At 57.8% G+C, this 12,883-nt stretch carries 12 protein-coding genes; 4 read left to right on the forward strand and 8 right to left on the reverse strand.

The window, feature by feature from the left end; translation table 11 throughout:
* Positions 1–10: 10 nt before the first annotated feature.
* The 7 genes from argR to acs all read right to left on the reverse strand — a co-directional run bounded on the left by argR (position 11) and on the right by acs (position 8,052).
* On the reverse strand, positions 11–991 hold the full coding sequence (argR, locus tag EI969_RS22550) for a transcriptional regulator ArgR (RefSeq protein WP_160389712.1): 981 nt from the start codon (positions 989–991) through the stop codon (positions 11–13).
* 249 nt (positions 992–1,240) lie between these two features.
* Positions 1,241–2,005 carry an ABC transporter ATP-binding protein gene (locus EI969_RS22555; RefSeq protein ID WP_046042317.1) on the reverse strand — a complete coding sequence of 255 codons (765 nt, stop codon included), beginning with the start codon at positions 2,003–2,005 and terminating at the stop codon, positions 1,241–1,243.
* Between the two features lie 27 nt (positions 2,006–2,032).
* Positions 2,033–3,145 carry a M14 family metallopeptidase gene (locus EI969_RS22560; RefSeq protein WP_160389713.1) on the reverse strand — a complete coding sequence of 371 codons (1,113 nt, stop codon included), beginning with the start codon at positions 3,143–3,145 and terminating at the stop codon, positions 2,033–2,035.
* A 1-nt stretch (position 3,146) separates the two neighbouring features.
* Positions 3,147–3,845, reverse strand: coding sequence for an ABC transporter permease (locus tag EI969_RS22565; protein WP_160389714.1), 699 nt, complete (start codon positions 3,843–3,845; stop codon positions 3,147–3,149).
* Complete coding sequence (locus EI969_RS22570; protein ID WP_034151464.1) at positions 3,842–4,531, reverse strand: ABC transporter permease; 690 nt, start codon at positions 4,529–4,531, stop codon at positions 3,842–3,844. Before EI969_RS22570 ends, EI969_RS22565 begins: the two co-directional genes overlap by 4 nt.
* 91 nt (positions 4,532–4,622) lie before the next feature.
* Positions 4,623–5,396, reverse strand: coding sequence for an ABC transporter substrate-binding protein (locus EI969_RS22575; RefSeq protein ID WP_008154331.1), 774 nt, complete (start codon positions 5,394–5,396; stop codon positions 4,623–4,625).
* 700 nt (positions 5,397–6,096) lie between these two features.
* A complete protein-coding gene (acs, locus tag EI969_RS22580) occupies positions 6,097–8,052 on the reverse strand; it encodes an acetate--CoA ligase (RefSeq protein ID WP_160389715.1) in 1,956 nt (651 codons plus the stop codon).
* Positions 8,053–8,526: 474 nt separating this feature from the next.
* On the opposite strand from acs, the gene EI969_RS22585 reads away from it, so the two are divergent.
* From EI969_RS22585 to EI969_RS22600, 4 genes are all read left to right on the forward strand, one after another.
* Positions 8,527–8,790, forward strand: a complete 264-nt coding sequence (locus EI969_RS22585; RefSeq protein WP_160389716.1) for a DUF2790 domain-containing protein — start codon at positions 8,527–8,529, stop codon at positions 8,788–8,790.
* 191 nt (positions 8,791–8,981) lie between these two features.
* A complete protein-coding gene (locus EI969_RS22590; RefSeq protein ID WP_160389717.1) occupies positions 8,982–9,257 on the forward strand; it encodes a hypothetical protein in 276 nt (91 codons plus the stop codon).
* Positions 9,258–9,343: 86 nt separating this feature from the next.
* Complete coding sequence (locus EI969_RS22595; protein ID WP_160389718.1) at positions 9,344–9,586, forward strand: hypothetical protein; 243 nt, start codon at positions 9,344–9,346, stop codon at positions 9,584–9,586.
* Positions 9,587–9,785: 199 nt separating this feature from the next.
* Positions 9,786–11,033 carry a ribonucleotide-diphosphate reductase subunit beta gene (locus EI969_RS22600; protein WP_160389719.1) on the forward strand — a complete coding sequence of 416 codons (1,248 nt, stop codon included), beginning with the start codon at positions 9,786–9,788 and terminating at the stop codon, positions 11,031–11,033.
* Positions 11,034–11,137: 104 nt separating this feature from the next.
* Here EI969_RS22600 and dcm read toward each other — a convergent pair whose 3' ends face one another.
* Positions 11,138–12,883 (reverse strand): DNA (cytosine-5-)-methyltransferase, encoded by a 1,746-nt coding sequence (dcm, locus tag EI969_RS22605; protein WP_256678353.1) that lies wholly within the window; start codon positions 12,881–12,883, stop codon positions 11,138–11,140.

A 12,883-nucleotide genomic window follows, 5' to 3' on the forward strand; every position in this document is an offset into this window, starting at 1 on the left:
GGCAGCTGACTCAGCCGCGCTCCGGCGGCACCGATGACAATTCGAACGGGCTGCTGCTGCGCCGCTGGTTGCGATCTTCGCGCGGCGTGGCACCGAAGAAATTGCGATAGGCGCTGGAGAAATGCGGCCCCGAAGAGAAACCGCAGGACAGGCCGATCTGGATGATCGACTTGCTGGTTTGCATCAACATCTGCCGGGCCTTGTTCAGGCGCAGCTCCAGGTAGTACTGGCTCGGCACACGGTTGAGGTATTGCTTGAAAATCCGCTCCAACTGCCGACGGGACACGCACACATGCTGCGCGATTTCGTCGGTGGTCAGCGGCTCCTCGATGTTGGCTTCCATCAGCAGCACGGCCTGGGTGAGCTTTGGATGACTGGAGCCGAGGCGATTCTGCAACGGAATACGCTGACGTTCGCCGCCCTCGCGGATACGCTCGACCACCAGTTCTTCCGACACCGCACCTGCCAGCTCCGCACCGTGATCACGGGCCAGCACCGCCAGCAACAAATCGAGCACCGACATGCCGCCGCACGCGGTCAGGCGATCGCGATCCCAGTCGAACAGGTGGCTGGTGGCGATGACCTTGGGGAAACGCTCGGCGAAATCGTCCTGCCAGCGCCAGTGCACAGCGGCGCGATAACCGTCGAGCAAACCCAGCTGCGCCAACGGGTAGACACCGGCCGACAGGCCACCGATCACACAACCGGAACGCACCAGTTGCTTGAGCGCACTGCTCAGCGCCGGCGCCAGCGTGGTCGGCGGTTCGTCAGCGAGCAGGAACAGTTTCTGGAAGTTTTCCAGCTTGCCGGTCCAGGCCTCACCGGGCAATTGCCAGGCACTTTCAGCGGGAGGTTCTGCCTGCAGGAACGACAATTCGTAAACCACGTCCGGATGCACACGCTGGGCAACACGCAAGGCCTCCTCAGCCAGCGCAAGCGTCAGTGCTTTAGTGCTGGGCCAAATCAGGAAACCAATTCGATGGGCAGTCATGGTGGGCAATCCGAAGCGAAGAACTGTGATGAAGGCATGGGCCAATGCTAGCCCGTAAATGAACGCAAATCTCAGAACCGGCAGAGATCAAACCTGTAGGAGCCGGCTTGCTGGCGAATAGCGGTGGGTCAGTTTGCATATCTGCTACAGACATACCGCTATCGCCAGCAAGCCGGCTCCTACAAGGAATCGGGGCCAGCCGCTAAGTTGCGAAGCATGCACTATCGCGGTGCACAACGGCAGCCCTGATTACTTCAAGCTGCCGGACAGGAATTGCTGCAAACGCTCGGATTGCGGGTTCACCAGCACTTCACGCGGGTTGCCGCTTTCTTCGACCACGCCTTTGTGCAGGAACACCAACTGGTTCGACACTTCACGGGCGAAGCCCATTTCGTGGGTCACCACGACCATGGTCCGGCCTTCCTGGGCCAGGGCCTGCATGACTTTCAGCACGTCACCCACAAGCTCCGGATCGAGGGCCGAGGTCGGTTCGTCGAACAGCATCACTTCCGGTTCCATCGCCAGCGCACGGGCAATCGCCACGCGCTGCTGCTCGCCGCCGGACATGTGGCCAGGGTAAGCATCCTTACGATGGGCCACACCGACCTTGTTCAGGTAGTGCTCGGCCTTCTCGCGGGCTTCGGCCTTGGACATACCGAGCACGTGGACCGGCGCTTCCATGATGTTTTCCAGCGCGGTCATGTGCGACCACAGGTTGAAATGCTGGAACACCATCGACAGGCGCGAACGCATGCGCTGCAGCTGTTTCGGATCGGCCGCCTTCAGCGCGCCGTCCTTGTTCGCCACCAGCTTCAACTCTTCGTTGTTGAGCAGGATCTTGCCCGCGTGCGGCTGCTCCAGCAGGTTGATGCAGCGCAGGAACGTACTTTTGCCGGAGCCACTGGAGCCGATGATGCTGATCACATCGCCGGCTGCCGCTTTCAGGGACACGCCCTTGAGCACTTCGTGACTGCCATAGCGTTTATGCAGGTCTTGGACTTCAAGTTTGTACATGCGGTCGGTTCTCACAAAAACAGTCAGTCAGTCGTTGAGCAAGCGCCCGTGACGCAGCGCTTCGCGCCCCGCCACCTTGGCCAGCCAGAAACCGGGTTGGGCATAACGCAGCCGTTCAATGGCAAACAGCACCCCGGACGTACCAGCACACACCGTGCTGACCCGATCCGCCAACGGATCGATCACTTCAAAAATCTCGTCGCCGGCTTCAACCCATTCACCAGGTTTGCGCAGGAAACTCACCACACCGGGGTGCGGTGCCAACAACAACTCGGTGCCTTCGAACGGCATGCCTTCGCAAGGATCCTGCGCAGGCTTGGGCCATTCACCGCCGATCAGGCCTTGCTCGGCGAGGAACGCCAGGATGCCTTCGGCGTGGGCGCACGCTTGCTCGCGACCGGTGTCGGCCTGACCACCCAATTCAATGGTAGTCGCCAGGCAGGCCAGTGGAATCTGCGCGTCCGGGAACAGGCGCGACAGACGCAGCCACGGCAACGAACAGGCTTCGTCGAACGAACTGCCACCAGAATCTTCCGCCAGCAAACCGACCCGCACGTTCAGGTGCGCGGCCAGCGAACGCCACTGCGGCCAGTGCTGCGGCAAGGCATACAGGTGCAGCGCCGCCTCGGCATCGCAATGCAGATCCAGCACCACATCCGCCGTGCAGGCATGGCTGAGCAGGACGCGCTGCATGCCCTGCAACTGGCTGCTCGCCTCTGGCAATGCAGCCAGGTGATCGGCCATCGCCTGACGGATCAGGCGAATGTTGGCGTGTGGATCATCGCCCAGGCTTTCAGCCAATGCAGCCGCAACCGGTGCGCTCAACTCGACGAAATCGCGGTTGAAATTCTTGCCGCTGCCGGCTTCGAAACGCCCTTGATGATTGCCCTGAAGCAGTTGACCGAGGCCCAGCGGATTAGCCACCGGCACCAGTTCAACGACACCGTTGAGCAAGCCTTGGGCTTCGAGTTCGGCCAGGCGTTTTTTCAGCTCGAAGGCTGTGCGCATGCCCGGCAGCTCGTCGGCGTGCAGGCTGGCCTGGATGTAGGCCTTGCGCTCGCCGCTACCGAAGCGGAACACCGAAATCCGGCGTTCGCTGCCCAGGTGGCTCCACGGCAAAGCATGATCGATACGTTCCATATCAGTGCTTCCGCGGGGCCAGGTAGCCCAGCCAGCGGCGCTCGGCCATCTTGAACAGTTTCACCAGGATGAAGGTCAGGCACAGGTAGAACACACCGGCCGTGATGTAAGCCTCGAACGGCAGGTAGAACTGGGCGTTGACCGTGCGCGCGGCGCCGGTGATGTCGATCAGGGTCACGATGGACGCCAGACTGGTGGTCTGCAGCATCATGATCACTTCGTTGCTGTACTGCGGCAGCGCCCGACGCAGGGCCGACGGCAGCAGGATGCGCTTGTACATCTTGAAGCGCGACATGCCCATGGCCTTGGCCGCTTCGATCTCGCCGTTCGGCGTGGCCCGCAGGCTGCCGGCGATGATTTCGGCGGTGTAGGCACTGGTGTTGATCGCGAACGCCAGGCACGCACAGAACGTTGCGCTGGACAGCCATGGCCAGAGGAAGCTTTCGCGCACGGCTTCGAACTGCGCCAGACCGTAGTAGATCAAAAACAGCTGCACCAGCATCGGCGTGCCGCGGATCACGTAGGTGTAGAGCCAGGCGGACATGTTGACCACCGAGTTCTTCGAAACGCGCATCAGGCCCAGCGGCAATGCGCACAGCAGGCCGAAGAACAGCGACAGCGCGAGCAGTTTGAGGGTGGTCAGCAGGCCGCCGAAGTACAGCGGCAAGGCCTCCCAAATGACGTTGTAGTCGAAGATCATAGATCAGCCGCCCTTACGCCTACCGAGTAGCGCTTCTCAAGGTGACGCAATGCCAGCAACGACACACTGGTGATCACCAGGTACATCGCCGCCACTGCGAGGAAGAAGGTGAAAGGCTCGCGGGTGGCATCGGCCGCCTGCTTGGCCTTGAACATCATGTCTTGCAGACCCACCACCGAAATCAGCGCGGTGGCCTTGGTCAGCACCAGCCAGTTGTTGGTGAAACCCGGAATCGCCAGACGAATCATCTGCGGCACCAACACCCGGAAGAACACCTGGAAGCTGCTCATGCCGTAGGCCATGCCGGCTTCGGCCTGACCCTTGGGGATCGCCATGAAGGCGCCACGGAAGGTTTCCGACAGGTACGCACCGAAGATGAAGCCCAGGGTACCGATACCGGCGGCCAGCGGGTTCAGGTCGATGTAGTCGTCAAAACCGAGCAGCGGCGCGACGCGGTTGAGCAGGTCCTGGCCGCCGTAGAAAATCAGCAGGATCAGCACCAGGTCGGGAATACCGCGGATCACCGTGGAATACAGGTCGCCCAGCCAGGCCAGCCAGCGCACTGGCGACAGACGCAGTGCCACGCCGATCAGGCCCAGCACAATGGCCAGAGCCATGGACGACAAGGCGAGCTGAAGCGTCAGCCAAGCGCCATCGAGGATGACAGCCCCGTAGCCTTTCAACATGATTCAGGTCCTCGAACGTTGGGATGAAAAAATGGCGCAAACCTCAGAGATCCTGCTGCTTGCGCCATTTCGGACTTGTCGCCTGGGCGTGTTACTTGCCGTAGATATCGAAGGCGAAGTACTTGTCCTGGATCTGCTTGTACTTGCCGTTCTCGCGAATGGCAGTGATCGCAGTGTTGATCTTGTCTTTCAGCGCGTCACCCTTGCGCACCGCGATGCCTACGCCGTCGCCGAAGTATTTGACGTCGGTGAACGCCGGGCCGACGAACGCGAAGCCTTTACCGGCGTCGGTTTTCAGGAAGCCGTCATCCAAAAGCGTAGCGTCTGCCACGGTGCCGTCGAGGCGGCCGGCGGCCACGTCGAGGTAAATTTCGTTCTGCGAACCGTAAGGCTTGATCTCGGCACCCAGCGGGGCCAGGACTTCGCGGGCGAAACGCTCGTGGATCGAACCACGCTGCACGCCGATGTTCTTGCCCTTGAGCTCAGCCAGGCTGTCGCTGACTGGAGTGCCGGCCTTCATGACCAGGCGAGCCGGGGTGTTGTAGTACTTGTTGGTGAAGTCCACGGACTTCTTGCGATCTTCAGTGATCGACATGGACGACAGGATCGCGTCGATCTTGCGCACTTTCAGCGCCGGGATCAGACCGTCGAACTCTTGCTCGACCCACACGCACTTGACCTTCATCTCTTCGCACAGGGCGTTGCCGATGTCGTAGTCGAAACCAACGATGCTGCCGTCCGGTGCTTTGGACGCGAACGGAGGGTAAGCCGCTTCGATACCGATTTTCAGAGGTTTTTCATCGGCGAAGGTTGGCAGGGACAGCACGGACAGTGCCAGGGCGCCAAGCAGCACGAGTTTCTTCATCTTGGGACTCCATCGGTAAAGGGCAAAAACGGCAGAGTGAGCAACAGCCCAATATGCGAATGAGTGGAACCGGAAAGCAGTGCTGCGTCCTACATTGCGCGTGCGAATTTTCAACACGGGCAACGACGAGCGAGTGATCGGCATTCTAACGACAGGCCGGAGGCCGATATTTCTTCAATGCGACAACTAATTACAGAAGCACCGAGAAAGTCGTTTTAGCGCGTTGACAGCCCTGCAAAATCATGCAAGAGCAAAAGACATGGAACCGATCTATGTTGCAAATTGCGGGCCTATTATTGGCAAACCCTTCTAATCCGGCAAGCGCAGCGTGGGGTCTTATTTTTCATCCACGGTTTATTGCCCCTGATTTGGGGCCTGGCGTTTCCCAATGCCCCGTAATGGCGCGATGCGGTTACACATTCAGTAACCTGAAAGATCCCAGGTAACAGTAGGAAACCTCCGACGGCTGAAGCCGATATTTATTGGCCCTGTTTATCGGGTGTCTGAAAGATCGCCATCGCGGGCAAGCCCGCTCCCACAGTATTTTGTGGTGTGACTTAGATCGCATGCACACCGCAAATCCCTGTGGGAGCGGGCTTGCCCGCGATGAGGCCAGTCCAGCCAACACAAAACCCTCAGACACAAAAAAGCCCCACCAGGCTCACACCTAGCAGGGCTTTCAGCGACTAGGAATCAGCGCTTACGCAACATTCATCGTCTTGTGCGTATCAATCAAATGCTGCACCACACTCGGATCAGCCAGGGTGGAAATATCCCCCAACCCATCGTACTCAGCCGTAGCAATCTTGCGCAGAATCCGCCGCATGATCTTGCCCGAGCGAGTCTTCGGCAGCCCCGGCGCCCACTGGATCACATCCGGCGATGCAATCGGACCGATCTCCTTGCGCACCCAGTTCTTCAGTTCCAGGCGCAGCTGCTCGTTCGGCTCTTCGCCGTTTTTCAGGGTGACATAGACATAAATGCCCTGCCCCTTGATGTCGTGCGGCACGCCGACCACCGCCGCTTCGGCGACTTTCGGGTGCGCGACCATCGCGCTTTCGATCTCGGCGGTGCCCATGCGGTGGCCGGACACGTTGAGCACGTCGTCCACGCGACCGGTGATCCAGTAGTAGCCATCGGCATCGCGACGGGCGCCGTCACCGGTGAAATACATGCCACGGAAGGTCTTGAAGTAGGTGTCGACGAAGCGGTCGTGGTCGCCAAACAGGGTACGTGCCTGGCCTGGCCACGAGTCGAGAATCACCAGGTTGCCCTCGGCCTCGCCTTCGATGATGTTGCCCAGGTTGTCCACCAGGGCCGGCACCACGCCGAAGAACGGCCGCGCCGCCGAACCCGGCTTGAGGGCATGGGCGCCTGGCAGCGGGCTCATCATGTTGCCGCCGGTTTCGGTCTGCCACCAGGTGTCGACGATCGGGCAACGGGACTTGCCGACGTTCTTGTAGTACCAGTCCCAGGCTTCCGGGTTGATCGGCTCGCCCACCGAACCGAGCAGGCGCAGGCTGCTGCCATCGGCGCCTTCAACGGCGGCGGTGCCCGAGGCCATCATGGCGCGGATCGCGGTCGGTGCGGTGTAGAGGATATTGACCTTGTGCTTGTCGACGATCTTCGCCACCCGGGTGATGTCCGGGTAGTTCGGCACGCCTTCGAACAGCAGCGTGGTCGCGCCGTTGGCCAGCGGGCCGTAGACAATGTAGCTGTGGCCGGTGACCCAGCCGACGTCGGCGGTGCACCAGTAGACTTCACCCGGACGGTAATCGAACACGCGCTCGTGGGTCATGGCCGCGTACAACAGGTAGCCGCCGGTGGTGTGCTGCACGCCCTTCGGTTTGCCGGTCGAGCCCGAGGTGTAGAGGATGAACAGCGCTTCTTCGGCGCCCATCTCTTTTGGCGCGCACACGGTGCCGGCCACTTTCATCAGGTCTTCGTACCAGATGTCGCGATGCTGGTTCCACTTGATGTCGCCACCGGTGCGCTGGCACACGATGACTTTCTGGATGCTGCTGGTTTCCGGGTTGGTCAGCGCGTCGTCGACGTTGGCCTTGAGCGGGATCTTCTTGCCGGCACGAATGCCTTCGTCGGCGGTGATCACCACTTTGGATTTGCAGTCGATGATGCGACCGGCCAGGGCTTCCGGCGAGAAGCCGCCGAACACCACCGAGTGAATCGCGCCGATCCGGGTACAGGCCAGCATGGCGACCACGGCTTCGGGGATCATCGGCATATAGATAGTCACCACGTCGCCGCGGTGCACATCCTGGCCGCGCAGGGCGTTGGCGAACTTGCAGACCTGCTCGTGCAGTTCGCGATAGGTGATGTTGCGGCTCTCGGCAGGGTCGTCGCCCTCCCAGATGATCGCCACCTGATCACCGCGCTCGGCCAGATGACGGTCGAGGCAGTTGTAGGAAACGTTGAGGGTGCCGTCGGCGAACCATTTGATGTCGACGTGGTGATCGTCGAAGGAAGTCTGCTTCACCGTGGTGAAAGGCTTGATCCAGTCGAGGCGCTTGGCTTGCTCGCGCCAGAAGCCGTCCGGGTTGACGACCGACTGCTGGTACATGGCCTTGTAGGTCGCCTCGTCGGTCAGCGTGTTAGCCAGAACCTCGGGACGAACGGGATACAGGGAAGCCGCACTCATCTTTCTTACCTCGGTGGAATAGTTGTTTTTGTATGGCCCTGTTGTAGCCGGGCCGGGCCTATAGAACCATTCGACGATGGTAGTAACAAGCCCCTACAAATTGTCGTGAAAACCCGTCAAACCCACTACCGCCGCGGTACCTGTGGGAGCGAGCCTGCTCGCGATGGTCGTCAACGATAACGCGCCAAATCTGACACCCCACGGTGCTCTCTGGCTCATCACGAGCAAGCTCGCCCCCACAAAAGAAGAGGCTATTCAGGGATTGTTACAGGATCTGTCAAAAGTGTTTATCAAATCCACGGCTATATGGACGAGGCGCCCACGCCTAAAATCAGCCACGCCGACAAGGCAACCTGATTAACCCAGTTGCAGCCCCCACGAAGGCAGTTAATCAAACACTCCGGTACTGAAGTTCCACACGCAATCTCAAAAGGATTGCGTGCCCCCTTTCGACCTCCAAAAGGTAAATCCGCAATGAAAGCTTTATTAGTTCTGGCCCTCGGCAGTCTGTGCGCAACCGCCATGGCAAACGAGGTCCCGACTGATGTCGCGCAGCAACAACCGGCCATAGAGGAATACACCTACTCCACCCATCTGGACATCGCCAAAGTGATCTCCATGAGCGAAGCGCCAAACGTCTGTGAAGTTGTGCCGATGAAAATGGAATACGAAGACTCCCACGGCCAACGGCATATCCTGCGCTACAGCATGATGGGCAACGGCTGCACCAACGGCTGACCTCCTGCCTCACCCCTACTCCCGAAAAGGTTCCAACCATCCGCCGCAATCAGGCAGGTGAAACGTCGCAGCCTACCTATCGATTAAACAGATTGTTTTAAGCACTTATTTGCGCTTTTTAATCGAAATTGTCGGCGTAAAATCAACTGCAACCCAAGACAAACAACGCTGACGAAACTGGAGCAACGACCATGAAAACCCCACTGATCCTCGCCCTGACCCTCTCCGTCCTGGCTGCCAACACCTTCGCCGCCGATGGTTACGACCGCACCGGCTCGGCCGCTTACACCACTGAAGCAGCTGTCGCTTCCGACGGTTACGACCACACCGGTTCAGCCTCCTTCGCAGCCGATGGCGCAGATCACGTTGGCGCCGGCAAACTCGCCTCCGACGGCTCTGACCACACCGGTGCCGCCCGCCTCGCTGCCGATGGCGCCGATCACGTCGGTGCAGGTCGCCTGAGCTGATCCGCCTGCGTGACTTCACAGCCCGACTTCGGTCGGGCTTAGTTGTGTCTGGAGCCGGAGAAAACCCCACCGAAACACAAGATGTAGTGAAAAAAGCCTTTTTTGGTTATTTCTTGTACAAAAAAATCCCGGGGCAAAAAATCAAGAAAAAAAATCTTCCCCCCGCCAACATCGCCCAAAGCCCTGTAAACCCTCGCTCCGACCGAAATGCGGCCGCCGTCGACCGATCCGTGAGCCATTTCGCCGCACCACAGCTCGCAAAACTTCCCTATAATGCGGCCTTAAACGGGCCTGCAATATCCCCTTACAGGGATGAAAAGCCAGTCTGAAGCCCCGCACAGGCGATCAACGCTTGCTGCGCCCATCAGTGGCTCTCGGAACCCCGTACAAAATTCTGTTTGATGCCTGCGTATAGCTGCCGCAAAAAACGATTCCTTTAGATCCAACGCGGCCGGTACGGCCGTGTGAAAAACCGACCCATCCAATTTCACACGGGCACACTGGCCCTCACGCAGGAGACGACACGTCATGCTGAGCTGGGACGAATTCGACAAAGAAGACACGGAAGTAGCAGTCAAGAGCGCCAACGCTGGCCACGCCACCGAAGCCAACATGGACCGTCTCGACAGCGCCGGCGGTGCCGCCGCCCTGGAAGCCCGTGCCGTGACCGCTGCTGACTCCGCCGCCGTTGCCCGCGCCAAAGCCGCCCTGGATTCCCTCGACGTCGCCGAAGGCCTCGCCGAACTCGAAGGCGCCTCCGCCCGTGTCGCCGTTGACGAAAAGCGCATGATCAACTGCCGCGCCGACCTCAACCAACTCGTACCTTTCAAGTACGACTGGGCCTGGCAGAAGTACCTGGACGGCTGCGCAAACCACTGGATGCCGCAAGAAGTCAACATGACCGCCGACATCGCCCTCTGGAAAGACCCGGAAGGCCTGACCGACGACGAGCGCCGCATCGTGATGCGCAACCTCGGCTTCTTCTCCACCGCCGACTCCCTGGTTGCCAACAACCTGGTCCTGGCCGTGTACCGCCTGATCACCAACCCGGAATGCCGCCAGTACATCCTGCGCCAAGCCTTCGAAGAGGCGATCCACACCCACGCCTACCAGTACTGCATCGAATCGCTGGCCATGGATGAAGGCGAAATCTTCAACATGTACCACGAGATCCCATCGGTCGCGAAAAAAGCCACCTGGGGCCTGAAATACACCCGCTCGATCTCCGATCCGAAGTTCGAAACCGGCACCGTCGAAACCGACAAAGAGTTGCTGCGCAACCTGATCGCCTACTACTGCGTTCTGGAAGGCATCTTCTTCTACTGCGGCTTCACCCAGATCCTCTCCATGGGCCGCCGCAACAAAATGACCGGCGTCGCCGAGCAGTTCCAATACATCCTGCGCGACGAATCCATGCACCTGAACTTCGGCATCGACGTGATCAACCAGATCAAAATCGAAAACCCACATTTGTGGGATGCCGAAATGAAGGAAGAAGCTTCGCAGATGATCCTGCAAGGCACTCAGCTGGAGATCGAATACGCACGCGACACCATGCCTCGTGGTGTGCTGGGCATGAACGCGGCGATGATGGAGGACTATCTGAAGTTCATCGCTAACCGTCGTTTGTCGCAGATTGGGTTGAAGGAAGAGTACCCAGGGACGACTAACCCGTTCCCTTGGATGAGCGAGATTATGGACTTGAAGAAGGAGAAGAACTTCTTTGAGACTCGGGTTATTGAGTATCAGACTGGTGGGGCTTTGAGCTGGGATTGATTCTGGTTTTATTCGCGATTCGCTAATCGCATTTAAATAGCAGAACTAAAAAGCCCCGATCCAATCGGGGCTTTTTAGTTTCAACAGCCAATCTTTAAGCAAGCTTAGGCGTAGCTCTCTTCACCCTTCGCCTCTTCAGCAAAGCGTTGGTCGTAAACCCTTACCTTGTCGAATAGGATACCAAACACCACTTTCGAGATCTTTGACGCCAGTAATGGTGGCACTGCGTTTCCAACTTGATGGAACTGGTCGGTTCTACTGCCTTGGAAGAAATAGTTGTCTGGAAATGTCTGGATACGGGCGGCTTCTCTAACAGACAAACTTCGGCATTGAGTTGGGTCGTAGTGGATGAAATAGTGTCCGTCTTTGGAGATATGACTTGTGATAGTTGTGGCATACCTATCTTCAATCTGAACTCTAAATCGATCGCTAAACTTTCCTGTTTCCCAGTTCTTATGGTCGGGCGCCAATCCCTTTAGGAAGAATCCCTCATGTCCTTTAGGCGAAGAACCATGAAGTTTTGCATACACAGCAGCAAATAGGTATCTACGTAGATCCGTCGGCATATGCCCACGAGACTCATGATTTAGCCAATATTCTAAATTTTCGTCTAAATACCATTCGTCCAGGCTCAAACTATTAGTCGAGCCATCATCCTTCGCATCCTTTCTTTTTACCCTTCTCCCACCAGGACTCACCGGCACGTCTGGCCCCTCAAAGGCTCTAGACAGGTCTTGAAACCCAGACCATAGCTCTACGTTGACAGGATTGGTCTGGCTTTGAATATAATTCAGCTGTTCTGTAACAACATCAATCCAGCCTGCTTGGCTGTCCTCGGTTTTTGAAAGACCACTGCGAAGTCTAGGCAGGTTATTTAGCACTTGCCCTACTGAAACCTTTGACTCTTTGCATTTATCAGAAGCCAGCTTTACCCAATCATTCGACGCAGGGAGACTATCTGTAGCAATACCTAAAAGGATTACCCGATGCCTTGCTTGGGGAATACCATAATCCTCCGCCCTAATGATAAAGGCTTTTGGATCAATCTTTTCCACATCCTCACCAGGACCAAAAGAACTGCCAGTTACCAGAGAGTAAATACGGTACTGTTTGCCCGCCCCCTCTAGATGAAGAGCTTGGCCAGGGTCCGAAAGGTCCTTTAAAATGTTCGAAAATATCCGTTCATTGTTAACCTTGGATGAGAGAATTCCCTTTACATTTTCCATGACGAACATTGTGGGCTGCCTCTCCCGAATGATTCGCAGGTATTCCTTGTATAGGAAATGTCGGTGGTCTTCCTCTGCCTTGTAATCGACCTTGGACTGGTTCCGCGCGCGCCCCACGATCGAATATGCTTGACATGGAGGTCCACCGATCAGCACCCACGGGCGCCTTTCGTTCAGTCCGTCGTTCAGGGCTTCATCTAGGGTTATATTGCCTTGGTCACTCCCCAGAGTGATGCACTTGGCTTCCTTCCCCGCCAAGTCCCACAGGTACTCTGTATTAACAGAAGGCTCAAACATGTCTGGGGCTTTTGGATCGTTGCAGAAATTGTAGTATTCAAAAAGCAGGTCTGGTCTTCGCTTTTTGAGCAGTCGATAGAACGCACGTAACCGGAGGGTTTGCCAAGCTTTTGGGTCTTTTTCCGCAGAAACAACGATCTCAAAGCGATCCCCCCCACCAGATGAAGTAAAACCTTCCCCAAGCCCTCCAGGGCCGGCAAAGAGGTCTACGACCTGGATCGGCTCATTGAGAAATCCGATAGGCTCAGGGGTCACATCTTCTGGAAGATTCAGATTTATCTGGGAGTCATTTATGGACATAGTCAGCAAAGAAGTCAGGTCTCGCAT

This window comes from Pseudomonas sp. PB101 (assembly GCF_009764265.1).
In the GTDB taxonomy this organism is placed as follows: Bacteria; Pseudomonadota; Gammaproteobacteria; order Pseudomonadales; family Pseudomonadaceae; genus Aquipseudomonas.

Bases quoted from the DNA above. Each gene is read 5' to 3' on its own strand.
- EI969_RS22565 (WP_160389714.1), bottom strand. From the start codon at position 3,845: ATGATCTTCGACTACAACGTCATTTGGGAGGCCTTGCCGCTGTACTTC.
- acs (WP_160389715.1), bottom strand. From the start codon at position 8,052: ATGAGTGCGGCTTCCCTGTATCCCGTTCGTCCCGAGGTTCTGGCTAAC.
- EI969_RS22570 (WP_034151464.1), bottom strand. From the start codon at position 4,531: ATGTTGAAAGGCTACGGGGCTGTCATCCTCGATGGCGCTTGGCTGACG.
- EI969_RS22585 (WP_160389716.1), top strand. From the start codon at position 8,527: ATGAAAGCTTTATTAGTTCTGGCCCTCGGCAGTCTGTGCGCAACCGCC.
- EI969_RS22600 (WP_160389719.1), top strand. From the start codon at position 9,786: ATGCTGAGCTGGGACGAATTCGACAAAGAAGACACGGAAGTAGCAGTC.
- EI969_RS22555 (WP_046042317.1), bottom strand. From the start codon at position 2,005: ATGTACAAACTTGAAGTCCAAGACCTGCATAAACGCTATGGCAGTCAC.
- argR (WP_160389712.1), bottom strand. From the start codon at position 991: ATGACTGCCCATCGAATTGGTTTCCTGATTTGGCCCAGCACTAAAGCA.
- EI969_RS22575 (WP_008154331.1), bottom strand. From the start codon at position 5,396: ATGAAGAAACTCGTGCTGCTTGGCGCCCTGGCACTGTCCGTGCTGTCC.
- EI969_RS22590 (WP_160389717.1), top strand. From the start codon at position 8,982: ATGAAAACCCCACTGATCCTCGCCCTGACCCTCTCCGTCCTGGCTGCC.
- dcm (WP_256678353.1), bottom strand. From the start codon at position 12,883: ATGCGAGACCTGACTTCTTTGCTGACTATGTCCATAAATGACTCCCAG.
- EI969_RS22560 (WP_160389713.1), bottom strand. From the start codon at position 3,145: ATGGAACGTATCGATCATGCTTTGCCGTGGAGCCACCTGGGCAGCGAA.